The 25902-nt window shown below is 48.4% G+C and carries 15 protein-coding genes; 9 read left to right on the forward strand and 6 right to left on the reverse strand.

The features are described from left to right. Window positions 1–314 precede the first annotated feature (314 nt). Both BGX14_RS10485 and BGX14_RS10495 read right to left on the reverse strand, forming a co-directional pair. Window positions 315–1379: a site-specific integrase gene (locus tag BGX14_RS10485; protein WP_095879864.1), complete on the reverse strand. Its 1065-nt coding sequence runs from the start codon at window positions 1377–1379 to the stop codon at window positions 315–317. 1510 nt (window positions 1380–2889) lie between these two features. Then, on the reverse strand, window positions 2890–3999 hold the full coding sequence (locus BGX14_RS10495; protein ID WP_073302815.1) for a glycosyltransferase: 1110 nt from the start codon (window positions 3997–3999) through the stop codon (window positions 2890–2892). Between the two features lie 34 nt (window positions 4000–4033). On the opposite strand from BGX14_RS10495, the gene lpxA reads away from it, so the two are divergent. Continuing rightward, entirely contained in the window at window positions 4034–4792 is a 759-nt protein-coding gene (gene lpxA, locus BGX14_RS10500) for an acyl-ACP--UDP-N-acetylglucosamine O-acyltransferase (protein ID WP_095879866.1), read from the forward strand. Between the two features lie 746 nt (window positions 4793–5538). Here the strand turns inward: lpxA and BGX14_RS10505 are convergent. After that, on the reverse strand, window positions 5539–6738 hold the full coding sequence (locus BGX14_RS10505; RefSeq protein ID WP_233126520.1) for a glycoside hydrolase family 5 protein: 1200 nt from the start codon (window positions 6736–6738) through the stop codon (window positions 5539–5541). Window positions 6739–6905: 167 nt separating this feature from the next. Here BGX14_RS10505 and BGX14_RS10510 point away from each other — a divergent pair, with 167 nt between their 5' ends. Genes BGX14_RS10510 through BGX14_RS10535 form a run of 6 tightly spaced genes read left to right on the forward strand, consistent with a single transcriptional unit; the run spans window position 6906 to window position 16278 of the window. After that, window positions 6906–7703: a carbohydrate binding domain-containing protein gene (locus tag BGX14_RS10510; protein ID WP_233126521.1), complete on the forward strand. Its 798-nt coding sequence runs from the start codon at window positions 6906–6908 to the stop codon at window positions 7701–7703. A gap of 9 nt (window positions 7704–7712) precedes the next feature. Beyond that, window positions 7713–9938, forward strand: a complete 2226-nt coding sequence (locus BGX14_RS10515; RefSeq protein ID WP_095879867.1) for a hypothetical protein — start codon at window positions 7713–7715, stop codon at window positions 9936–9938. 29 nt (window positions 9939–9967) lie between these two features. Further along, the gene (locus BGX14_RS10520; protein ID WP_233126522.1) at window positions 9968–12166 is read left to right on the forward strand and encodes a hypothetical protein; all 2199 of its coding nucleotides are present in this window, start codon (window positions 9968–9970) and stop codon (window positions 12164–12166) included. A gap of 16 nt (window positions 12167–12182) precedes the next feature. Further along, window positions 12183–14330, forward strand: coding sequence for a hypothetical protein (locus BGX14_RS10525; protein WP_073302806.1), 2148 nt, complete (start codon window positions 12183–12185; stop codon window positions 14328–14330). 11 nt (window positions 14331–14341) lie between these two features. Beyond that, window positions 14342–15217, forward strand: coding sequence for a hypothetical protein (locus BGX14_RS10530; RefSeq protein WP_143159318.1), 876 nt, complete (start codon window positions 14342–14344; stop codon window positions 15215–15217). An 8-nt stretch (window positions 15218–15225) separates the two neighbouring features. After that, window positions 15226–16278, forward strand: a complete 1053-nt coding sequence (locus BGX14_RS10535) for a glycoside hydrolase family 18 protein (protein WP_073302804.1) — start codon at window positions 15226–15228, stop codon at window positions 16276–16278. Between the two features lie 391 nt (window positions 16279–16669). Here BGX14_RS10535 and BGX14_RS10540 read toward each other — a convergent pair whose 3' ends face one another. From BGX14_RS10540 to BGX14_RS10555, 3 genes are all read right to left on the reverse strand, one after another. Then, complete coding sequence (locus BGX14_RS10540) at window positions 16670–18022, reverse strand: IS5 family transposase (RefSeq protein ID WP_198951199.1); 1353 nt, start codon at window positions 18020–18022, stop codon at window positions 16670–16672. A 724-nt stretch (window positions 18023–18746) separates the two neighbouring features. Further along, entirely contained in the window at window positions 18747–20942 is a 2196-nt protein-coding gene (locus BGX14_RS10550; protein WP_095879870.1) for a cellulase family glycosylhydrolase, read from the reverse strand. A 37-nt stretch (window positions 20943–20979) separates the two neighbouring features. Further along, window positions 20980–23181, reverse strand: coding sequence for a glycosyl hydrolase family 8 (locus BGX14_RS10555; protein ID WP_073302801.1), 2202 nt, complete (start codon window positions 23179–23181; stop codon window positions 20980–20982). A 280-nt stretch (window positions 23182–23461) separates the two neighbouring features. On the opposite strand from BGX14_RS10555, the gene BGX14_RS10560 reads away from it, so the two are divergent. Together BGX14_RS10560 and BGX14_RS10565 are read left to right on the forward strand one after the other, a co-directional pair. Continuing rightward, window positions 23462–24373: a T9SS type A sorting domain-containing protein gene (locus BGX14_RS10560; RefSeq protein WP_095879871.1), complete on the forward strand. Its 912-nt coding sequence runs from the start codon at window positions 23462–23464 to the stop codon at window positions 24371–24373. Window positions 24374–24527: 154 nt separating this feature from the next. Next, window positions 24528–25889, forward strand: coding sequence for a glycosyl hydrolase family 8 (locus BGX14_RS10565; protein WP_095879872.1), 1362 nt, complete (start codon window positions 24528–24530; stop codon window positions 25887–25889). Window positions 25890–25902: the final 13 nt, after the last annotated feature.

Raw genomic sequence — 25902 nt, forward strand, 5'->3', positions numbered from 1 at the left:
GTAAATCATTGCGTCTTTCTTTTTTTTTCGCAGAAGTGCGCTTCTGCGAAAAAAACATCTCGGGAAAAGGTTTTGAATGCGGCCTTTTCCCGACTCGGAGCCGCTACCGAGCTAAAAGGGGACAGGTTGGAACACTTCCGGCAAGGAAATCCGCTTGTCGGGGTTAGGATTCGTGTCCTCGGAGTTGATTTCAGTCAAACTTGCAAAGATCCGGTGGGGATTTGTAACCTTTTCGTATTGACAAGTTTACAAATCCGACTTATATTTTGCTTGTCGGTCACGAAAACTTTCGCAGAAGAGTACTTCTGCGAAATTCACTGCTGGGCCGGCTTGCGCCCGGAACCTCCCGATTTTCCAAAATTTTCGTTCCAATAATCACAATTTCTTTGCGGAGCAGGATTTTGCGCCCGCTTCGGGTTCTTCACGAACTCCCAGAACGCTTCCTGTACGCGCCGCTTGCTCTCGAAAGTCGGGTGCACGTAAAAATCCAGCGTGGTGTGGGTGCTGGCGTGACCGAGAAGTACCGAGAGAGTTTTCAGGTTCGCATCGGAAGTCAGCGCATGGGTGGCGAAGCTGTGCCGCAGGGTGTGGATGTGGGCGTCCACTTCAATTCCCGCCGCCTTCAGGAACTTTTTAAAATGGTTCTGCAATGTCCGCTGGTCGTGCTTCACCAGAAAACTGTCCGGGGAATTTTCCCTCGCCATTTTCTTCAGCCATTGGAGCAGATTTTTCGGGATGGGGATTTCCCGGTGGCCGCTTTCGCTTTTCGGCGGGCAGAGCTTGCGGACGGTCTTCGGGGGCTTGGCGATTCCCATTTCGGCTGCGTTTTTTGTGTCCGATCCATTTGCCGTTTCACCCTTTTCATTCGGCAAGCGTTCCAGCGTCCCGTGAATTTTGATGGTGTTCCGAACAAAGTCAAAGTCCGAAAATTTCAATGCGCAGGCTTCGCCGAGGCGCATCCCGGTGAACGCAATCAGCAAAAGGCTCCGGGCCGAATTTTCCAGTTTCGGGTTTTCGTTCTTTTCCAACGCATCAATCAGCGCGGCCAGTTCCTCAGGCGAGAGGGGAACCGCTTCTCCCTTCCGAATCGCCCCAGCGTGGGGAAAGTCCAGCGCACCAAAATCCTCCGGTGAAAGCGCCGATTTCAAAATCTGCAGCAAGGTCGCCAGCACGAAATGCCTCGTGGAATCCGCAAGCTCTCCGAGAGCGCTTTCCGCAAAATTTCGCACGAGAGCCGAATCAAAACCGACCAGTTCCACTTCGCCAAAATACGGCAACAGATACTTTTGCAAAATATTCCCGTATTTCGCCCGGGAACTCTCGCTCCAGCCCAAGCATTTCTTTTCAAACCACCTTTCCGCCGCTTCCTTGAACTGCATGGAATCTCCTTTATTACATTACGGTGCAAAGTTTGCAAAAAAAGACGTACTCTGGCGACTTGCTGTCTGGCGTTTTTCCGTCATTGCGAACCCGCCAAGGAGAAAATCTGCCTCATTTGAAAGCGACCGTCATTGCGAACCCGAAGGGTGAAGCAATCCTTTTCACGCAGACAAGATTGCTTCGGCTTTGCATCCCTGAAACTAGGAATCTCCGATTCCGTAGTTGAAGTATCCCTGGAAGGGACAATTCGCCTAAAGGAAGCAGAGCTTCCAAGGCTCATGGGCCGCTATCGCGGCTCGCAATGACGGGTGGGTCGCAGGGATTGCTTCGCTATTGTGCCTGGCGTTTTTCCATTTGCCCAAACTCTTGCTGACAATTTTTGAGTGTTTTTCCATTTGCCCAAACGCTCACTGACAATTTTTGGGCATTTTTCCGATTGCCCATGAGTTCGCTGGAGATTTTTAGGCGTTTTTCCGGTTGCCCATGAACCCGCTGGAGATTTTCGGGCGTTTTTCCATTTGCCCAAACTCTCGCTGGGGATTTTACGTCATTGCGAACCCCGCAGGGGTTATACGACACTTGTCAATTTATTGACTTAGTGGAGTTATACTCGAAGTGTAGAAGCAATCCTTTTCCGCTGACAAGATTGCCACGCCGCTATCGCGGCTCGCAATGACGAGGTGCCAGCACAGATTGCTTCGGCTTTGCATCCCTGAAACTAGGAATCTCCGATTCCGTAGTTGAAGTATCCCTGGAAGGGACAATTCGCCTAAAGGAAGCAGAGCTTCCAAGGCTCATGGGCCTTGCTCGCAATGACGTACCGCTGGCTTGGATTGCCACGGCGTTATCGCGCCTCGCAATGACGAGGTGCCAACAAGGATTGCTTCGGCTTTGCATCCCTGAAACTAGGAATCTCCGATTCCGTAGTTGAAGTATCCCTGGAAGGGACAATTCGCCTAAAGGAAGCAGAGCTTCCAAGGCTCATGGGCCTTGCTCGCAATGACGTACCGCTGGCTTGGATTGCCACGGCGTTATCGCGCCTCGCAATGACGAGGTGCCAACAAGGATTGCTATGGCTTTGCATCCCTGAAACTGGGAATCTCCGATTCCATAGTGGAAGTATCCCTGGAAGGGACAATTCGTCTAAGGGAACAAGTTCCCAAGACTCATGGGGCTTTGCATCCCTGAAACTAGGAATCTCTGATTCCATAGTTGAAGTATCCCTGAAAGGGACAATTCGTCTAAGGGAACAAGTTCCCAAGACTCATGGGCGAAGGCGAGCACCTCGCGACCCGCGGGAAAATTCACCTTGTGAAAAGAAGTTCTTGTTTTGCAGAAGAGTTCACCTTATGAAGAGCCATTCCACTTTAAAAGGGAGTTCCCCTTGTGAAAGAAAATCCTCCGTCTGAAAAAAAGTTCTCCTTGCAAAAGAAAATCCCCCGCTAGAATAAATGACCCACATTCGTCAAGGCGAAAAACGCAAAGCGGCAGGAAGCCACTTCTCCCAGCTCATTTCCAGCGGAAAACTTTGAAAATGCCGAGCGGAACGGCAACCGTAATGATGGGAATTTGCAGCAGTTCCGTAATGGGAATGGCAAAGAGAAGTCTGGTTTCGCGAAGCCGAATCGCTCCAATGGACAAAAAAAGCACATCGATGGCGACTTTGCTCGCAAAAGGAATGAAAAACCAGGCCCAGGGGAAATCGAGAAACAGGGCGAGCCACGGGGAAATAAAAAGCCACACGTAGAAAGTGTAAATCAGAGTCAGGAAAAACGTGTAGAGGTGATTGCTGTAGCTGGTACCGTTGCTGGACCAGCGAGCGCGTTGATTCAAAAGCCCTTTAAAAGAATCGACGGGCGCGGTTTCTACGACGGCGTTTTCATCTAGGTTGTAGCAAAAACCGACATTCGGTTCCTGAATCATTTTGTGCACAAGCATGTCGTCGTCGCCCGAAGAAAGGTGCACCAGATCGCCGAATCCGCCGACTTTAAAAAAGAGTTCTTTTTTGTAGGCGAGAGCTGCCGCGCTGGCGACCATCGGGATCCCCATGCTGAATCCCGCCGCTTCAATGGACGTGTAGCCGAGGGTTTCCAGTTTTTGAAAAGCGTGGACAATGCTCGGCGAACCCGAATTCTTTTTGGGACCTTGCACAATGGCGATATTTCCGCGGAAACGGCTCGCCATCGAGCGAATCCAACCTCGGGGCGGAATGCAGTCGGCGTCCATCGTCATTAAAATTTCGTGTTTCGCCGTTTTAAATCCCGTTTCCAAAGCCCGCTTTTTGGGGCTTTCCAAAAAGGGCGCGTCCATAGGAATATGCACAACGGAAAATCTCGGGTGCCCGGCGGCAAATTCTTCCAAAATTTGAGCGGTTCTGTCTGTAGAGCGATCGTTTACGCAGATGACTTCCCATTCTCCGCTGTAATCCTGAGCGTCCAAAGCCTCCAAAGTCCGTCGGGCGTGTTCTTCTTCATTGCGAAGGGGGACTATAACCGAGACGCTCCAGAGTTTTTCCGGCTGCCCGCCATTCTTTTTTGCCCGCAGAAGCCCTATGGACAAAAACAGGAATAAGGACACGTAGAGCGCGGAAAGAACGCTGATGATACAGAGGCTGAGCATAACGCGCAAAATATATTTATTATTATGCCGAATTATGATTCATCCTTCCGCCTATGTGAGCCAGAACGCCAAAGTTGCAGACAGCGCCTGCATCGGGCCTTGGTGCATTGTGGAAGATTTTGCGGAAATCGGAGAAAATGTGGTTTTGGAATCGCGGGTCCATGTTTTGCCCTTTGTGAAAATTGGAGCGGAAACGCGGATTTTTGACGGGGCGAGCCTCGGCAACGTGCCACAGGATCTCAAGTTTGCGGGGGAACGGACTTTTTTGGAAATCGGCGAGCGTTGCGTTATTCGGGAATACGCGACTTTGCACCGGGGCACGGCGGAAACGGGAAAAACCGTTGTGGGGGATGAATCGCTGGTGATGGCGTACGTCCATGTCGCCCATGATTGCCAAATCGGAAAAGGCGTGGTCATATCGAATCGGGTACAGCTTGCCGGGCACGTTCAAATTGGGGATTATGCCAATTTGGGCGGAACCGCCGGCGTTTCGCAGAATTGCCGGATCGGGGCTTATAGTTTTGTCGGGGCGGCGCTGAAGGTGGACAAAGATGTGCCGCCTTATGTGAAGGCTCTGGGAAATCCGCTGCGCTTTGCCGGCGTGAATCTCCACGCCCTTCGTCGTTTTCCGGAACGTTTTTCGGTCTCGCGGATGGTGGAAATCGAAAAGCTCTACCGGGACTTTTTTCACTCCCGCTGTCCGGTCGAAGAAAAAGCAAAAGAAATGGTGAAATGTCAAGATTCTACCATTCGGGATTTTTTTCTTGTCGAAAATCGCCCGTTGATCCGCTAGCTCTGTGGTTTAGTGATTAGTGATTAGTTGTCAGTTATCAGTTGTTGGAGTTCATAGGAAATTGCGATCGAAGCAATCTCTCCGAAAGGGATCGTCATTGCGAGGAGCAAAGCGACCCATGAGGCTTGGGAACTTGTTCCCTTAGACGAATTGTCCCTTTCAGGGATACTTCAACTACGGAATCGAAGATTCCAAGTTTCAGGGATGCAAAGCCGCGGCAATCTTTTTTACGGAAAAGATGACTTCGTCATTCTCTTTATTCATTCCTCGCCATGACGCACTTTTGAAGCGTCTTCGTTGTCATTGCTCTCCAATTTGAAGAATTCTCGTTGTCACTTTAGAGGGCTGCCTAAATGGAAAAAGCGGCAAATTGTCGCTTCTTTTGAAATTTTTAGATGGCTTTAATTTTGGGATTTATATATAAAATTCCACCTCGATTTGCTTGCTTGGTGCCCTTCGATAAATTCAGGGACCGTCGGTTAGTGCACCTCGGCAAGCTTGGTAACCGCTTGTCGAACTAGTCGAACCATGGTTAGCGACTAGTGATCAGGAGGTAGTGGGGAGTTGGAAATATAGGAGAAACGGCTAGCCAGAATGCAAAACACCTCGCAACCCGCGAGAAGAAATTTTCCTTGTGAAAAAGAAATTCCTGTATTGAAAAAGAGTTCCACTTTGCGAAAAAGATGTTCACACTTTGAAAAAATTTTTAATTGAGAGTATCTGGTGGAAGATCGTATATAATTCCCTTAATTTTGAAAGAAAGCCTCTAATGCTCCGGGATACCAAGAGTTGTTTGAACGGTCGTAAGCTTCAAAACCGCCGACTTTGGTGAATCCCCAGAATGTCCAACTGATGTCGAATTTTTCGGCGGCGGCAATCGTCTTTTTATTCCAGAGAGCCCAGTATTTATCGCTCGGACCGTCCGTTCCGCAGCTGCTGCGGGACCCTGCCGCCACCCCGAATTCCCCCATATTGAGCGGCACATGGTCTCCATTTACATCCGGGTAAAGTCTTCTGGCGAGGCTTACATAGCTGGCTATATCGGTTTGTGCCGTGTTGGCGTAAGAATTGTCGGCGTCGCATTTATAGCCGTGGCCTTCATGACTAAAGGTGTAGGGCTCGTAATAGTGTCCCGAATAGATGATGTTGCCGTCCTGCGGAAGTTTCAACGCTTCCAGATCGGCGAATTTTGCCGCATGATAGGATTCGAACATGATTGTCTTTCCCGGAGCGGCGGCGCGGATGATGCTGTAGGCGCTGAGCATCACGTCGTTCAACACGTCCGCATTTTTAATAGTCGGTTCGTTCAGGATTTCCAGAACGAGCATGGAATCGGGAAACGCGTTCAGCACCGTGGCGACCTGCGCCCAAATGGCCAAAAAGTGAGCTTTTTCGGCTTCGTAGGCGGCGGAATTGGCTTCGGGATTGTCAGCATAATTATTGGCAGCATTCATCAGTTCGTAATACCAGTGAAAATCGACAATGACTGCCAGCCCTGCCTGGATGGCCAGTTGCACATCTTCGACGACACCGGCAAGGCGGTCGGGGTTGACCTCGTGGGTGACGGGGTTGGAATTGTGTTGCCAGCGCACCGGAATTCGCACGGAATTGAACCCCGCATTTTTGATAATCTGGAAATCCTCGTCCAAAATGGGGTTGCCCCATCCGCCGTCGAGGTAATCGTTATAGCCGTAATTATAAGGATCGGCGGGAAAGTGGCAATCTTTATCCTTGCATACACTATAAGATTGCGAATCCCAGGCGTTTCCCAGGTTCATTCCCCTGCCGAGCCGAGCGTTCATGGCTCTCCCTTGGGAATAGTCGATGGGAATGGCTACTTCTGTATCGGAAGTGGAACTGGAAGATTCCGCTTTGGTCATGCCGCCGTCGTCGGAACAACCGGTTACGAGGATGGCGAAGAGAAGTGCCGAGAAGAAAATTTTCATGAAAACTCCTTAAAACCGTTTTTCCCAAAATAGATTATTTGCGAAAGGGGACGTTTTTTATCGCCAAAAAAAGATGTTTTCAATAGAAAACGGCGAAATTGGTGTGATTTACAAAAAAATAGGGCCCAAATGCAAGACTGAAAGCGTTTTTTTGCAAAAAAGCGAATTTGAAATGGAGAAAATCTATTTATATTGTTGCTTACTGGATTTTTGGAGAATGTGAAAAAAATATGAATGCTACGCAAAAACCCATTTGGAAGTGCTTGTTGGCAACGCTTCTTTTGGTTTCAATCGCTTCTGCCGGTTTTGAAGATTATCGAGACCGGGATCAGTCACGCTTTATCATGAAACCCGCAAAACCGTTCCGCCCCGATAAGGATGTCGTATCGGTAGTGATGCGCGAAGCCATTCCGCGTGGCGGCGGGTATACTTACCAATACCCGCGCGAAAACCCTGAACCGGTCATGACGGACAAGTATGCGAAAGAAGGCGCGCTTTCCATGGAAATCGAGCTTATCGCGAGCGATTATTCCGGCGTGGCCATTTGTATTGCCGGTTCCGTGGATCTCACTCCGTATTTGGAAGAGGGCGTTTTGGAATTTTGGATTAAGGGCGAAAAGGGCGGCGAAAACGCTTTGTTCGTGCTGGTGGACGATGGCGTGAAAAGCGGTGGCGAATCGCTTCAGGTCAAGCTCCGTTCCAAAAGCCTTGGCGAAATTACGACGGAATGGACGCATTTCAGCATTCCGTTGAAACTTTTCGGAATGACGGGTCTGTATTGGGATGCGAAAAACACCCGTGACGTTATGCTTCCCTTTGCGTGGGACAAGTTCAAGGGATTCCGCTTGGAAGTCCGCAAGGATGAAAACGAATCCTTCAAGGTGTGGATTGATGATATTGTAATCAAGAAACACGGCAAGCCTTATGAAGGCCCGGCCAACTATCCTTTCCGCAATGCGATTTAAGAGGGCTTTATGCGTAAACTAGTTTCTTCTTTTCTTATCGCTTCTTGCGCAGCTTCGGTTTGGGCTACACCAACCCAGTTGCAGTTGGACTCGATTCACGCCTCTTTGGATACGCTTTCTAGCAATATGGAATCCACTCTGCTGGGCAAGGACGATCTTCCGGTCGCTGTTTCCGGTTTTATGGCGTTCCGCGTCAAGAATTTCCATTATTCCAATACGTCTCCGGCGTTTGCTAGCGACAAGGCCCGTATGGCGGTGGACGCTATTTTTAAGGCGAATATCGTCGCCATGCCGAATTCGTACATGACTTTATGGACGAATTTTGCGTTCCCGTTCGACCTTTCCGGCACGTTCGGTAACAAGTATGCGACGCAGCCGACGGGCGTTCCGACTTATGATGAACGCGTTCTGTACGATCATTCCACGGACTATTATTCTTCGACTATCGATGAAGAGTTCAATGTCGGAGCCGATATTCGGGCGGGTGTCTTCGGGGCTTATATTACCGCCGGCGGTGTGATTTGGATGAACTCCTCTCCGCTGACCATTTGGGAACGTGAAACCGCTCCCCGTTTTGCCTGGCAATACGAACTTTTCGAGGACGAAAAGACGGTCAGCACTTACTACAAGGAAAAGGTTTTCAAACCGGTGAAAGAAGGCGGTCGTGCGTTCTGGACGAACCGTTCTTTTGGTGGCGTTTTTGCGAATGTCTATCAGCTGCCGTATAATATGAAAGCGCAATTGCTGGTCTCTCAGCCGATGGATGCGGATATGGGAACTCGCGATGGTCTTCGTCTTTATGCCGGTCAGCCGGGCGAACTGGAAACCTACGGTTTGCACGATATGCGCGGCTCCATTTACCACGCCCGTATTGCCAAAGAAAAAATTCTGGACAATTTGACGGTTGGTGCGAACTATATCGGGGTTGTTTTTGACAAGGGCATCATTTACGAAGACGAATTCCGGGGCCAGTGGATTACTGCGGGTTATGATCCGATGCTTTTGAATACCCACGTGGCTTCTATCGATGTGAAGGGAAACATCACTCCGAAGCTCTACTTGATGGCGGATATCGCTTTGAGCATGACGGATTCCATCAATTTCTATGAGTCGGAAGAGGCTGCCGATGGATATGCCGAAGACGCTTACAATTCCGCGATGGCGACTCCGCAAGTGGGCGTGTATATCAAGGCGCAAAGCAAATACATTGACGGTTGGCCCATTACGGTGGAAGGCATTTATTTGCCGAAAGATTTCTATTCCCCGTATTCTTTGAGCAATCCTTCCCGCTTTACCAGCTGGCGTAAGGATGAAGCCTACCTGAACGGAGGTTCTCTCCGCTATACGCCGAATATGATGGGCTTGAACTTCAAGCTGGAACCGACTTTCAATCGCGGCTATTTTGATTTGCAATACGGTCAGCACCGCCAGGTGGAAGAAGGCAACGATGTGATTGTTTTCAACTATCGCTTGAACGGTCGCAACATGTGGGAAAGCACCAATTCTTGGACCAAGCACAAACCGATTTTCTGGGCGGACTCGGGAAATGCGGATCCGAAAGCGAGTGGTTATGTTGCCCGTACAGGCATTTTGGAGCCTGGCATCGGCATTAAGCTTCGCCGTCAGCGCGGTGGACTTTATGGTGGAACTTGGGAAATGTGGGAATCCTTCACCGCGTATGAAAACGTGCAGCAAATTGCCAAGGGAGAGGTTCCGAGCCACGCCAAATGGTATTCTTTCCTTTCCTTTATGGGTGGCTATGACATTGGGCACTGGTTCGGCACGGATCGCAATATCATGATGACGGGCTATGCTGCGCTTTCCGGAGTCTCTACGACGATCGCTCCGATTGCCTACAGCGAAGACCAGACTGATATGCTCCTTTGGAGCTTCTTCGGGCAGTTTGAACCCGCCATTGCCGTAACGCCGAAATTCCACATGGTCGGTCTTCTCGGTATTGAAATGTTCCGTTCCAAGAACGCCTTTACCAGCTATAGCGTATCGAATGGCCTTGCCAAGACTTCTTCCCTGTATGGAGAAGTTAATTCTTCTTATTATTCCTATGCTCCAATAAATTATTTGGAAACTGCCATCGGAATTGGTTTCGATTGGGACTTTGCAGATAGAGCCGGTCTGCACGTCCGTTATAAGTGGATGACCCATTCGGATGAAGTCCTCTCTGTGAACGATTGGCATATGCATTATATTTCGGCGGAAACCAAGGTCTGGTTCTAAAGGAGAGAGCGTAAACAATGAAAAAGAATATGAAAAAGTTTTTGATCGCTTTCCTTGCTGCTGCCGTAACAGTCCCCGCTGCAACAGAATGGCAAACTCAAGAAAGGCTGGACGCTAAAGTAGATTCCATTCAGGCGAAACGTGGAGTCGTTATCGGCGGGAAAATTCGCGCGGCAGCTCAAGCTTCGTATTTTGACACCGATCAGGATCCGACCGGAAAGAATAAAATGCCGGAAACGGAGCGAAATGAAATGGCGAATGCCGACATCGATTTCCATTTTCGTCCGTATGAATTTGTTCGGGCTAATGTGATGTTCCGAATGGGCGCGGGAATGCAGGAGTATTTCTCGTCCGCCTCCAAAACCCTTTCCGTCGGCTGGATAAACGTCGAAGGGAATATTGGAAATAATTTCTATTGGGTTGTCGGTGATTTCAGGCAGCAATACAGCCCGCTGACTCTCTATTCTCCGGATGTGGAAATTCTTTACGAGCCGACCATTTTCGCTCGTAAACGTCACATGGCGGAGTCGCAGGAACTTCTTGAAGGCAATCAGCGCAATTTGCAGGGTGCCAACGTGCAATTCCGCGAGTATTTTGGAAAATCTCTTGGGGAATTCCGTGCCGAAGCGATGGTTGCCCGTATCAATAGAACTTCGGTCTTGGATCTTTCTGGTGCCGAAGGCAATATCTTGCCGAACGATTCCGTTGCCGGAGCGAGTCAGGCTGCCAATATGGATAAATGGGTAGTTGCCGGGAATTTGGAATTGTTGCCGATGGACAAAAATCTGTATATCGGCGTGACTCCGATGTACATCTTCGACAATGAAGATTCCTATTCCTACACCTATCGTCATCAAAATCTGTTTGTTGGCGATCCTTATGAATTGCAGCCGATTAACCCCTTTGATATAGATCCGCAGAAAACATTGATTGTCAGTGGCCGTGTCGGTGGCGATATCGCCGGTTTCTTGGGCAACAAGAACCTGATCCTCGATCTGGTCGCGGAATATGCCTATTCTTCGGATGATGTTTACAACCATTCGCAGATTCCTGTTGTCGATGAACTGGGAAATCCGGTGATGAATTTGGAAACTGGTGAAACGGTGATGCAGGACGTTGCTGCAAAGGAAACCTTGGACGGTTCCGCCCTTTTAGTAAACTTGAATGTGGGCTATAAGATGGATGCCGACTGGAGCCTTGTTCTTGGCGTGGACGTTGTCCGCAATGACAGCAACTGGTTCAACAATTTGGCGCAGTCTCCGAAATTCTTTGCTCGCCGCATTCTGAATTCGGATGTGGATGGCAATTCGATTAAATATGGCGTCAATTCGCCTCTTTATTCCACCTTTGACGCTCTTTATAATTATTCCCCTAAGTTCTCTCCTGTGGCAAGCTCTTTGCGAACGGATGACTCTGGTTTGAAAGATGGACAAATGGACAGCTACAATATAGCTCCGTTCAATAAGAGTTCTTGGAAATCCAATGTCTATACGCGGGCGCAGTTGGCTTTACTCGAAGAAATGAGCGATCCGGCTTTGCAGCTTTCGTTGCCAAACGGTCTTGCCACTTCTAACCGGATGGGTGGTCGCGGCAATCTGGTATTTGACTTGAAGGATTTTGCGGAAGCGCAGGTTCTCGGCAGCTACTTTACACAGGTGTCTCCGCTGATTGGCTATAAGGAAGCGACCTATTTGGAATTTGGCGGCGGGGCCAAGGTCGATGTGTTCAAGATTCTCGGATTCCAAAAGCCGCTCGAACTTTCGGGTTCCTATAAACATTCCGAACGCAAAATCGATACGGACAATTGGGCGTCTTTGGGCTTGGTGGATGGAACCGCGGAACTCAAGAGCGATTTCATTAACGCCGGATTGTATGTACAATATCTGCCGCGACTCGGATTTACCGCCGGATTCCAGTATGTCAAAACGGAATACAATACTTACGAAGGCTTGCATAGTGGATTGGTTGCGCCTTTGATGAGCGGCAAGCAAATGCAATGGATGGTCGGGCTCGACTATTCTCTAGCCAAGAATGCTTGGCTCTCCATCAATTACGGAATGATTTCGGTTTCGAACGAATACAACACGGCTGCCGTGGTAGCTTCCGGCTCTGCTGACGAAGCCTTCAACTTGCCTTCTTACTACGATGTTTCGACGGATGCAAAGGGAAAGTTCAAACATGAATTTAGCCAATCGATCATCGAAGCTTCCATTAATGTGGAATTTTAGTGGGAGGGACTAACGAATGAAAAACTTGAATATGAAAAACTTGCTCAGCTTCTCTTCGGTGTTGTTCCTTTCTGCAACGGCGGTTTTTGCACAGCCCGAACAGAATGAGACTGCACAACAGTCGGTGGCGAATCAGCAAAAGTCCCTGCTCGAAAAATTGGACTCGCTGAATGACGCCGTTCTCGGATTGCGGGTAAATGGATCGGTCAAAGCGGGAGTCTTGACCTCCATGGCGAAATCCGACCAGTTTAGCGACAATTCCCCGACGCAGGAAACGCAGGCTTACACCACAGCGAATCTGGTCTTTACCGCAAGACCGAGTTCCGAAACCGAGGCTAGGGTGGAACTTCGCTTGCATAAGGATTGGCAGAGTGCCTACGAAGAAAACAACAATCCGGTTATTGGGCATTGGTTCTCGTACGATGGCTTGATTCTGAATAAGCACGTTTCGTTCAATTTAGGCTATATGCGAGTCGGTTATACGCCTTACACGTTGTGGACTCCGCAACCGAACTTTTTGCAGGAACCGGAAATTTTTGCAGAGGAACGTGCCGAAGCAATGGCCGATCGTAACTTGGACACGACGAATAATCGTCTGCTTCATGGTTTGAATGTTGTTTATAACAGCGGCAATCTCGGCGTTATAGATAATATTCAGGCGCAGGTGACCGGAGCGCGTTTGCGCAACATCGCCAAGAAAAACGACGAGTCTTTCTTTGATTTCGATTGGGCTGATCGTTATCTGTTAGGTGCACGGGCTGGTGTAGATGCTTACGGTGCCCATATCGGTGCGAACTATGTTTGGGTTTTTGACCGCGAACTCAGTTTTTTGGCTCACGACTTGGACTTGGAGGATTCGCTTGCCTTGGATGAAAATCAGGTATTTTCCGGCGAAATCGGCTTTGATTCCCAGAAATTGCTTCCGGATCTTCCCGTTGTATTTGGCGTCACTGCGGAATTTGCCATGTCCTGGTGGAATGCGGATCTGTACTATTCGGGAAAGAAAACTTCAGAAGAGTATTCGTTGAAAAAGGGAACTGTTCCGAATGAGGATGGAGGACTGGATTCCATTGCTTATGTGACGGTAATAACTTCGACAAACAATGAAACCTTTAAGGAGGATTTTGCTGACGATAACGGGACAAGCTTCTACATTGCGCCGTATGTGAAGACGTCTTTCGCCGATTTTAATTTGGAATTGCGTGGACGTTATTTGCAGAATGATGAAAAGTTCTGGTCAGAATTGGCTTCTGCCCCGGCTTATCGTGGGAATGCGGTGATTTTGAATGCGAACGGTCTCTATTCGGATTCCGTCTATGCGGCTTTGGTGTCCGCATTCGGTATGTCGAGTCTGGAAAATCTCTACTTCCGAGTGTATAATTCGAATCCTTATAATGCTTCGAATATTCAGTCTGCGTCAACGGCGAATGTCCTTTCGTCCGGCGCATCGGAATCCAGTTTGATGTATTCCCGCCTATATAATAACTACAAGAACGTACATGTTTACCGCAATGGCTACAATGCCAATACCGTTAAACGCTTGGACTTGAACGATGCCCTGTTTCTGATGGACGGATCGCTGGATATGGCTCTTCCGTATGGTATTGCTACGCCGGATCGCAAGGGATTTGATGTCGCTTTTGATGGTGACTGGAATGCGGCGATTCATTTGAATGTGCGTTTTTCGCAGTATAATCAGGATGCCATTGACAACAAATACACGCAGTTTGGTGTGGGTGCCGGCGTTCGTTTGGACAAGGTGCTGCAAGAATTTGGCGTAGATGTTGATCGCATTTTGATTCAAGGCTCCTATGCCCACTCCGAAGAAGATCATTACTTTGAACGCAAATCCGACCGTATTATGGCTGGCGTTTCTGCGGAAATTTGGGGACCGATCGGCTTCCAGGCTGGTTTTGAACAGTTCAAAATGGAATACGGAATTGCTCTGCCTGTGGCGACAGCCGCTTCCATCAATAAAGTCGAAGAAATGCTTTTCCGTGTTGGTCCGCGAATCAAGATAGCTCCGGCTTCCTATTTGTCTGTTCAGTATGGACTCTTGACCGATAAGGTTTCGTTCATCCGCTCTGATGAAACAGGAGTGGTAAATGATGAACTTTCTATTGACAAAAACGTGATTATGGCAGATGTAACGGTAGCGTTCTAAGAGGTGCGACTATGATGAATAAAACTCTTAATCTTTTTATGGCATTGAGTGCTGTGGCTATCACGGCTTGCTCCTCGATGGATGTTTCTTCATCGGAAGCTTTGGAAGGAAACTACCCGAAAGATTTTACTGTAGAAGCTTATCTCTCGGTTCATCCTGAATTGGCCGGTCTGCAAATTCAGGATCTTATCAAAGCTCACAATGATTCGCTGATGCTGGAAAGCGAAGCGATTGCTGCGGATACTGCCGCATTTTTTGCGGACACGGCTTCTTTGCACCAGATTTATGTGAATCCATATTTTGCCGGTTATAGCGAAGAGCTTTGGGTGGAAGACTGGACTCCAAACGTTATCAGCGAAACGGTCTGTGGCCTGGATACCACTTATGTGACTGTTAAGCCCGACACATTGAAAGCGTTAAAAGTCTGGCTTGGCGAAATCACCTATGATGCCGCTGGAAAAATTATCAGGGTTGAAGGTTTTTCGGATTCTCTCAAAACGGAGCCGGTTGCTTTTGACATTGACGGCGTACTTAATACAATTGTAAATCGCTCGCCAAGTAACACGGGAACAGTCGTGGATTCAACGGATTGCAAAGTTGTAGAGACCAGAACCGAGGGAGAAATTCCAAAGGACAAGAGGAGACGCCTGGTGAACTTCAACTTCAACGACAATCTGCTGGATTTGGTCGAACTGGAATCGCTTTTGCAGAACGATTTGAATATGGACGTGATTGCTCTTCAATTTATCATGTATGGTCAGTCTCATGGCTGGGCGTATCGAATCTGTACAGATGAAGAAAAGAATAATCCCGTGCAGACGGAAACATATCCGGCTGTTAAACTTTATTGCGATGATGACGGTATCATCCGCGAAATTGCGGAGTGAGGATTCTTATGAACTTGAAATTGATCGCTCTTTCTTTTGCCTTGGGCATGACGACGATTGCCAATGCCGCTGCTGATAAGGTAGTGGGATATTTCCCGTATTGGAGCCAGTATTCCCAGTTTGCTCCGAAAGATATTCGCTATAACATGGTGACGCATATTCATTATGTGTCGCTTTCTCCCGCATCTGACGGTTCTCTCGCCTTTGCGGATGAAAACGATGTGGAAAATTTTAAGGAATTGGCGAAGCTTTCTAGCGAAAACAACGTGAAGTTGATCGTCTCGGTTGGCGGAATGGAGCAAGAGGCTACTTTGGCGGAAATCGCTGCCTCTGACGAATTGCGTTCAACTTTTGTAAGCAATGTCTCTTCTTGGCTCGCCGAAAATAATGCGGCGGGGCTGGAATTGGATTGGCAGAATCTAACCACAGAAAATGCGGAAAATTTTGCTAAGATGGTTGCCGCATTAAAAGAAGGTCTTGGCGACAAGATTGTGTCGGTGACGGCTTACCTTCCCGCTGTTGAAGCCTATTCTGCAGAAGCTTTAAATCAAGCGGATTATGTAACGGTTTTTGTTCCGGATCAGATGACCGAAGAGGTTTCTGAGCTTAAACCGAATCAGAGCACTGCCGTTTTTGAAGAAGCGATGAATGCTTTGACTTCCAAGGGCGTAGATAAAGACAAGCTTGTTCCTGTTGTGCTTTTTTACGGCAAGAGCTTTGCTGGAGCCAAGGGCTTGGGCGATGCGCAGTCGGGAATTGGCAGCGGAAACGAAGGCTTGATTTCTTATAAGGAATTGATGACCAAGTTCGATTCCCCGGATTACAAGGTTTCTTTTGATGAAGCGACCAAGTCGGAAGTGGCTGTGAGCGATATGGAGTCCATTGTATTTATGGGAATTCCTTCGGTGAAAGCTCTTTCGGAAGTTGTCAAGAACAATGGTTATGCGGGAGTCGCTGCTTATGATCTTTCGCAGGACCATCATGAACCGCTGGTTTCGTTGTTGGTGACGATCGGGCTGGAACTTCGTCCGGATGTGAATTACAAGTCGAAAAAGAAATAATTTTGAACAGAATTTTCCAAAACGCTGCGGAGTCGCAGCGTTTTTTGTATGGGACTTATATGAAAAATTCCACCCGATTTGCTTGTAATCACTAAAGATTTTCGCATTGCCAAAGGAGGGGATCGGGTGAAGGGAAAAGGGGGCGTTTTGCATTTTCTTCAAAGCGGTGAAGCATCTCGTTGTTGGCGAGAAAAGTTCATCTTTTGAAAAAAAATTCACCACTTTGAAAAATTCACGTTGTGAAGAGCTTCTCCATTTTGAAAAGAAGTTCCCTTGTGAAATGCCTCGTTTGAAAAAAAGTTCGCTCTTGCGAAAAAGATGTTCACACTTTTGGAAAATTTTTCATTGAGAGTATTTGATGGAGGATTGTATATAGTCTACCCTTAAAAAGTCACTTTGCGAGCGCAAGATAAGGACGTTCGCATTTTTTGTTCATTCCGTTCCACAGAAGGCAAAAAAAGTATAGCCATTCCAACAGGACAAAAAAGCGCCTCATGGCCCTCTTGAAGTTGAACGCCGCTGCTGCAAGCTTTGCATTGAGCATGTCGCCAAAGATTCCCTTGTAGAAATTTCTACCCATACGGTGGTCGCTTTTCAGGTGGCCGTTGATAGGCTCGATGCCTGCCCTCTTGCAAAAAAGCTTGTGAGCCTTTTCCTTCTGGTAGTAAGTCGCGTTTTTCTTCGGGACGTCCGGTATCACGATCTTTGTCGTTCCGGATTCCTTTTGTCCGCGGTAGCCTCGGTCGCATGCGGCCTGGCTCGGCCTGAATCCAAGCATTTGTTCGACATGGTCAAGCGTATCGTCTATCGTATGTCCGTCATACTCGTCCCTGAACGAGACCGCGCCGACAATGATGCCGCTGTAGCTCCGGGCGATTGACACCTTGTTGCCGAACTCGTATTTCTTGTGTTCCTTGCCCTTGCCGATGCATTTTACTTCGGGTTCGTGTAGCGAATAGACTTTGTTCTTGTCGCATTTCTTCTGTGCCAGAACTTTTTTGAAAAGCTCGATTTTTTCTTTGTACGTGTTCAACAAGTTCTTGCTGGCGAGATTTCGCTCTAATTCACGGACGAGCCGTCCCGCGATTGTCTTCTGCCTGCGATCTGCCTTGCGCGCCTTCTTGGCGTTCTTCGGGTGATTGCGAAAACGCTGGTCACGATGGACCTTCTTCAAGGTTCTCTTGTAGGACTGTCTCTGCGGAAGGCCGTGTTCTTCCACGATTTTCTGTACCTGTTCTATTATCTTGTTCGCAAGTTTGGCGTCTGTAGGGAACGTGATGTTCTTTTCCTGCACGGTCGTGTCAAGAAAGACCGTGCCGCATCCTGTCGGTCCTTGTTTATCGTGGTCATCGTTGACGAGGATACTTTCCTTGAGGATCATGTCCATGCCCGCTTCGCCAATCATGTGCCGGAAGTGAACAAGTTCGCTCGGGTCGCAGGGTTGCTCCGTCGAGAAGAACCGTTCTCCGCAAAAATACTGGTAATAGGCGTTTTCCTGAAACTGCTCCACGACGGACTCGTCCGATACGTTGCGGATGTGCTTCAGGATGATAAGCCCGGTCATGAGACGGATCGGCTTGTTCGGCGCACCCATTTTGTCGTCAAACAGTTTCGAAAACTCGGTCTCGAACTTGTTCCAGTCAATCTTGTTCGCAAGAACGTAAAGGGGATGCTTGTGGTTCAACTGCTCCTCAAGGGAACAGAAAAGGCTTGTCTGGGCGGAGGATTTTGGCGGTCTGTACATGGGAAAAATTGCAAGGTTTTTAATCCCATTTTAGAAATCCTTGCAATAATTTCACAGGGTAGAAATCAATTTTCCCCAATAGTTATGCGGGTTGGACGAGATTTTAAGGGACGACTATATAATTTCTTTTTGGATCTCAATTCCCGTTTTGTGTTGGATAATCGTTAAATTCAGGGAAAACGTCATCCCGCCGTTTTTCATCTTCTCTTATAAAAATATAGTTCAAGTTTTTAAGTGCAAAGCTCGGCTTACGGAACGTCCCGAGTTTCTAGAAAAGGGTACTTCGACTGGTTCAGCAACCGATGAATGCAAGATTTTGTGAGGAATGAACGCTGCGGAAGAAGTCGTCCTTATCGTGTTCGTCGGGAGGAACTCTTGATGCGACGAAGTGCTGCACAATATTGTCCAGAAAATAAATTTCCCTCAAAAAATGATGTCCGCGCAAAAAAGTATTGCCGCCCGCAGCAGCGGGCAAGATGTTGTACCCATCTGGTTGGAGCAGGAAAGGTGGCGGGCTTTGCCACTCTGTTCTTCCCCCTTTCCCGTGAAAGGACACCGTACGAAAGAGCGCATTTTTGTTTGTGAACGCTGCACTCCCTACCCGCAGGAAAACTTCTTTTCCGAAATAGAAATGCTCGTGAGAAATTCTTGTTTCAAAAAAAACTCCTGTTCTGATGGCATAAAAAAGTCCGCGAAAGCGGACTTGGGGGAATACTGTATAATATTAGTGTTTATTCCAATGGAAAGACGCCTGCTTGGAGCCTTGGCGAACGCGAAGAATGTAAGAACCCGTCGGAATGTTTTGCAAAGAAATCAGGTGGGTTCCGGCGGAAAGGTTCTGTTTTTGCTTGGAAATTACTTTCCCTGCCGACGTATAAATTGCCCAGTTTACCCATCCGGATTGAGGGATTTGCAAAAGCAGACTGCCGTGTTGAATCTCGGTGCGGAACGGTGCGATTTTTGCAGAAGCAATAATGGGAGTAGCGTAGTATTCTTCTTTATTTTCTGCGGAAGCCAAAGCGCTGTCACCGATGATCACCGTAATGCTTTTTTGGAATGCTTCCCAGTTTTCCGTTTCCGGAGCTGACGCGGTAATGCGGACTATGGCGTTGCTTGTTCCCGCTTGGATTTGTGTTGCCAACTTGGTTAGGTAAGGCGTTGATTCTTGATCGTTGTAGGTATAGCTGGTAGCGGTTCCTCCATTTAATGTGGTGTCGGGGAGTGCGTTTGCTTCGCTGAGTTCGCCAAGAGTGAGCGTGCGGTTTTTGAATTTCGAATGAAGACGCTGTTGTCCTTTTGCAAAAATAACCGTGATGGTATCATTTAATGCGCGATATCCAGTGACTGCCGGGGCGGACACGACAATTTTTCCTTCGCCATAGGATCCTGTAAATTGAAGCATGGGCAGCGAGACTCCGTATGTTGCTCCATAACAATAGTTTTTATTGTTGCAGATTCCCATTTTGACCGAGAAAAGGTCCGGGGACAAAGATTGGAAAGACATCTTCCCTCCCTCTACGGTAGTCGATTTTTTTGCTAGAAGGGTTTCAAAATCGCTGCTGCCCGTGTAATTTCTCATTTCGTGGCCTTGAGAGCAGTTTCCCCCATAGCGGCAGGTAAAATCCGTGATTTCGGAGGTTTGCTTGGGTTCCTCTTCGACGACGATGACGGATTCGGAACCGTCATTTCCGGTAAGAATGGCAAAGCCTGCACCAACGATGGATGCCGTGGAACCAGATACGGAAACGGCTTCGGTATTGCTGGACGTGTAAGAGCAGCCTGCTGTTAAATCCACAGAACCGGCGGTTTCGCTGACGGTCTTGCTTTTGAAGTGGCAGGAGCCGGATTTGCCTGCGACAAGGGAGTCCGCCCAGGGGCGAATGTGTTTTTGAAGATAGTTTTTGACGATGGTTCCAGAGGCGGTGTAGCTTGCATTATTCAATGCCTCTTGGGTAGTCAAGTTTTCGGAACCGTCAAAAATGGCGGAGCCCTCTTCAGAATTATCGACAGTGCTTCGGTATTGGCGCAGGCTCCAATTGCAGTTGCTGATATTGTTCTGATCCATGAACGTGAGCCATTCATTTGTGGCACTTTCGTTGGCTGTCCCTTTTCCGTCGGCACTTGTGGTTCCCCATTCCGAAATGAAAACGGCATTTCCACTGTTCATAGCGGCGGTGGCTCTAGTTCCGTAAGTGCTGACGCTGTGCGTACCAGCATAAAAATGAAGAACGTAGGCGATATTGGTTCCGCTGACTCCGCCGTATGAAGAAAGTTGCGACCAGCTCGGCGTGCCGACAAGAATTAAGTTTTGCGTGTATTGGCGAATCTTTGGTACAATGGTGTTTGCGTAATTGGAAATTTCCGACCAGCTTTGATTTACCGGCTCATTGAAAATTTCGAAAATCACATTGGGGACATCGGCGTATTTCTGCGCCACCTGGGAGAAAAACGCCAAAGCCAGATCCTGCTCATTTGTGGCGCGGTGGCTGTGCCAGTCGATGATAATATAAATGTCGTTTTTGATAGCGGCTTCCACCATCTGTTCCAGCGATGCCAAATTGCTGCTGGGATTGCCTTTATAGGAGTAGTTTTCGTCCAAAGGGTCGCTCTCATCCGCTTTGTAATATTCGATGCCCATGGCAAAACGGAACACGTCAATTCCCAGATTTTTAGCTGCCCAGGAAATGACCTCGGGATTGTAGTATTGTGAGCCGGTGGCGTCCGACCAGAAAAGGCTTACTCCGCGCAAAACCACTTGTTTGTTGTTTTTTAGGCTGATGATTTTGCTGCCGCTAGTGCCAAGGGCTCCATAATTTTGGACGGGACCTACGCGAATCGGTTTGGCAGAGCTGACGTCGGCAAAAGCTGTTGCAGAAAACGCCAACACGCTTGCGCAAAGAAACTTGGTGAATGTTTTCATAAAATTCTCCTAAAAAAGGACCCAATCCCGAGAAAGTTTATTTTTGAATTTTCAAGAACTGCAATGTTTTTGCCGTTGAAAGACGCAAAACGTAAAGCCCACGGGCTGGTGCCAGTTCGTCCAGGGCGATTTCGCCCGAGCCATTCAGCATCCTGGTGGAAAGAAGCGTCCCGTTCAGGTTGTAAACGCTGAGTTTGGCGTTGTTCCCGACGGCGTTGAAATGGACGATGTTGCCGCTCTGACGGAGCAAAGCCTTGGTTAGTGCTTCCGTTTTGGGAATGGCATTTTGCCCGCTCAATGCTTTGACAACATTTCCGTTGCGATCCTGCAAAGCGATTTCGGCAAGGTCAAAGGATGCGTAGCCCGCTTTTTGCATTTTCACGTCGAATTTAATGCCGCGTACGGCTTTGAGAACATCGCTGGCGCTGATGACTCCATTCAGATTTGTCCATGCAGGGTAGGTGAGAGTGTTGAAATCGTTGTTTGCATTAGCGGTGATATCAATATCGATAGTTCTCCATTCGTCGTCCGTCGGTTGCAGGAAGTAGCCGGGTTCGCCACCTTCTTTGTCCTGATTCAGGGTTTCCTGGTCTAGAAGGGCGAAACGTATAACCCCTTTGCTACGGTAGGTAATGCGGACGTTGGCAAGGTCGCTCAAATCGTGGTAGGACTGCTCAGAATCAAAGGAGCAGGCGATTCCGGCAAATGGGTATTTCAAATTAGGATCGGTGCTGTAGGTGGGTTCCGGGGCGATGAACATTTCCATTGAAGCGATGTTTTTTCCGTCAGTCTGCTGGAAAATGCCCGAACTTCCCGAATCGGGGAACATTTTGGTTACGCCGAGGTCATCGGAATAGACTCCCCAGTGGGCAAGACCGGAAATGGTGGGCTGGAGAGCTGTGTCCTGCAAAACGCCGATGGGCTGTTTGGGGGTCTGCACATTGGCCGGATTCGGAACAAAGTCCGTGTAGTTGGTCATGTTGTAGAAATTGGGCATATTGCCGGTGAGCAGAAGCATATACAGAACATTCAAGGTCGATGCAAAATATTCTTCGCCGACCTGAGCGCGGAGGGAATCCTTGCCTTTGGTATTGGACAAAGTGTAGTAAAGGCCTTCTAAATACGATTTGGGATCGTCTGCGGAAAGCATAGAAAGACCTAGGCCTCCGGTAAAATCAGAGGAAACATAGACGTCGTTGTCCGAAGAGCCGTCCACATTGTACCCCGGCAGGATCATGCCGGCGTAACCATAGGAAGCGGAATCCAGCCACGGAACGATTTTATCGTTGGATGTTTTGGCTTTCGAAATGCCATACCAGGCGTAGCCCCACGCCATGCGCCATGGCGTACGGGTCGCATCGTTGTAAAATCCGAGATAGCCGCTGGTGACCGATGCGTTTGTTTCGGTAGGCTGGTGAGTGTTCCAGTCGCACCAGTCGGGCATGAGTCCCGTTTTGGCATTTTGGCAAAGCTGTACTTCGCTTGTGGCCTTGTCCACTGCGGTTTGCCAAAAGGCATCGTTGGTAATTTCGTAAAAGAGCTGGAATGCGGCGACGGCAGCGTAGCTGGGATTAAAGGCGTCGTTCCAGTTGCTGCCCGGACGGATGGAAGCGTCGCTATTCATATCGTTGCTTTTGATCCAGGCGATAAGCTGTTTGGCTTCGTTGAGGTAGGTGGGGTTGTTCCACTGTTTGGATGCCATCACCAGGGCGACCGCTGCGTCAAATTCGGCATCGCTTGCTGTACCGGAACCGATGCTTCCGTCATAATTGTCCACCTGCCATTCCATGCCTTGACCGCTCCAGCTGCTGCAACCGTTGCCGTTCAGACCTTTGCCGTAGCACTTCCAGTATTTCCATAGCTTGTCGAATTCCGACTGGTGATCTTCATTTGTAGAGGACATATAGACCATCAGGAGCATTCCGTAGGCGATGCCTTCCGAAACGGAAAGTTCGGCATGGGAGTTCGGGCTGATGATTCGCGCTGTTCCCGAGGGCATTGCTTTATTGGCGTTTTCGGATGCGCCGCCGTATTTGGCGTAAAATGTTCCCGCTTCGGTGTACCACGCCTTTTTCCAAACATTGAAATGGCTTTTGATGGAGTCCGTTACGGCAGATTGAAACGTGTTGCCATAGGGATAAGCCTTATTTTGCGGAAAGGGATATTGGGGGGCGGCGTTTGCCACGGAAAACGCAGCAAAGCCAAGAAACAATAGAAAGGATTTCGATAAATTTTTCATATATTCCCAAAAATAAGCGATAAATTTTGAACGGGGAGCTTTTTTCGTGTATAAAATTATTAAAGAATGCGTTGTGTAATTTGGATAAAATTCTAAAAGTGTCTTGCGTCAATTTTGAAAAGTAAAAAAGAATTAACAATAGGAAAAGATCTTGATGATGGAGTCTTTTGAAAAAAAAAGTTAGCGTAGAAAAAAATCTCTTTCTTTTTTGCGGAAAAAAGATATATTAAATGGCAAACCGTCCTTACTGGACATTCACATTAACAAGAGAGAGAAAACTATGAACAAGAAAATCTTTGCAGCAACCGCCGTTCTTGCCGCAGTGACCATGTCTTTCGGCTTGGACACCTGGGTAGGTGCCAATGGCGAATACCGTGTCGAAACGGGTTTTGACGATGGCACAAACACATACGGCTATTGGTATGATTATAACGATGCCAACGATGGCGGTTCTTCCACCATTACATGGCCTGTTGGTCCTGGCAATGAATATGACGACAATGCTCTGGACCCGATTATTGATCACTGTGGCGGCCTTTGCGCAACCGTGTCTCTGGGTGCTGGCTTTGACTACCCGTTCGTGGGGGTCGGCTTCAACGTTTCCGGCGGCGACCAAAAGGGTGAGGATGTTTCTAGCTGGGGTGGTATTTGCATTGGTTACAAATCCACGGGCATTGCTCCGGCACTCGAAATCTCTCCGGAAGACGAAGGCACTGTGACTGAATACAACAACTACAAGGCTGCGTTGAAGATTGCAGCGGCTCCAACGGTTGTAAACCTCGCTTGGAGCGATTTTAAGCAGGAAGCCGGTTGGGGCAAGAAAGTCAATCAGTCTGAAGTTCTTGCGAAGACCGCTGCTGTCAAGTTCAAGATGGCCGGCAAGGCTGGTGCTACCACCGAATTTAACATCACGACTATCGGTGAATACGGCAAGTGCGATGGCTCTGCTGCTATCCAGTCTGTAAAGGCTGCTTCTGCATTGAAAGCTTCTGTTGCTGGTCGCACCCTTTCCCTCTCCGGTGTCAAGGCTGGTGCAACGGTTGAAATTCTCAACCTCCAGGGTCAGGTGATGCTGAAGAGCGTTCTCAACTCTGCCAACGCTTCCCTGTATCTCGCCAACATGGATGCCGGTATCTACATGGTTCGTGTTGCTGGTCAGGCAAACCTCAGCCAGAAGATCGTTCTCAAGTAATTGAGTCCAAATTTTGGAAAATGGAATGGAATCTGTGATACAGATTCCATTCTTTTTTTGTAAGTGAAAATTTTGCTTTCTTTTTTAGGCGTGCTGTATATATTTAGGGTGTTCTAAAATCGTATTTTGCGATGCGAAAATTTGTGGAGATCCTATGAAGTTTAAGTTTCCGATTTGTTCTTTAGCGTTGTGCGCTTTGTTTGGTTTGAGCGCATGTTCAGACAGCAGCTCGTCGTCGGGGGATGATTCTAATTCGAGTTCGTCGGTTTCGATTGTTGTGCCGGGTAGTTCTTCCGGTGGGGCGCAGTCGGAGGTCGGCAGGCTCCCTGCTACGGCAAACGCCCAGTATCCGGACGCGTTGTATCCTGTGTGGAAAGATTTCCATTACATAACATTGGAAGACGAAGCGACCAGATATCCGAATTGGGGAGCTGAATTTGGTGAAATCTTTGCCCCGTATATTGCTCAGGGTTTGTCTGCTGGTCGCGTTATCTGGTCCACTTCCACCAACAACAACTGCTGGATTGATGAAGCAAGTGGTTCGCCGATGTATAAACGTGGCTGTACGGTATCGGAAGGTATTGGATATGGTATGCTGATTACCTTGTTTGCCGGTGACTGGGACGCTTTCAATCGTCTTTGGATTTACAGCAAGGCGTATCGCAATACACCTTATGCTGGAGGAAACGGCTTGATGCCTTGGCTCACCGCTTCGTTTTCCTGGACTATTCCTGATGACGCCAGCGCAACCGATGCCGATTTGGACATCGCTACCTCCTTGATCGTCGCCTATTATATGACGGGAAATTCGGCGTATTTGGAAGACGCTTTGACTTTGGTCGCCGCCCTTTGGGAACACGAAATCAACAAATCCAATCTGTTGATTTATTCGGGTGACACGCCTATGTGGACCGGAAGCGATCCGGTTTATAACTTGAGCTACTTCTCTCCGGTTGCACTGCGCCTGTTTGCCATGGTGGACCCCAATCACGATTGGACGGGTGTACTGAATGCCGAATATGCGTATATGCAGCAGGTTCAAAAGGCGGGAACTGGCGTTTTCCCGGATTGGAGCAATGGTGCTGGAGTGGCGGTGAATCCGAACAACAACTCGGCGGACAAGACCTATTGGACCTTTAACAAGGAATCGGTGCGTATTCCGTGGCGTCTCGCTTGGGATTACTACTGGTTCCAGGATGATCGTGCTGCACAGGTGTTGAACACCTTGAACTCTTTCATTTCTGCCAAGTCGGGTGGCGATCCGGTGAATCTTCCGGCGACCAACTTTACTTGGAATGAATCGGCCGGACCGGATATTGTGAATTCGAGACTTTCGCTGCACTGGAAAGGTGCTTGGTGTCTGACAGCCATGGCGGGAGCCGACAGCTGGATGGATGCCTGTGCGGCGGACTTCAATGCCCAAATAATGGAAACGTCGGCTTCAAGCTATTTCATCAATATTCTGCATATCATGATGAGTCAGCTGATGAACGGAAAATATGTCAAGCCGTTCTAGTACGATTTGAATT

Source organism: Fibrobacter sp. UWS1 (genome assembly GCF_002300445.1).
Classification (GTDB): Bacteria; Fibrobacterota; Fibrobacteria; order Fibrobacterales; family Fibrobacteraceae; genus Hallerella; species Hallerella intestinalis.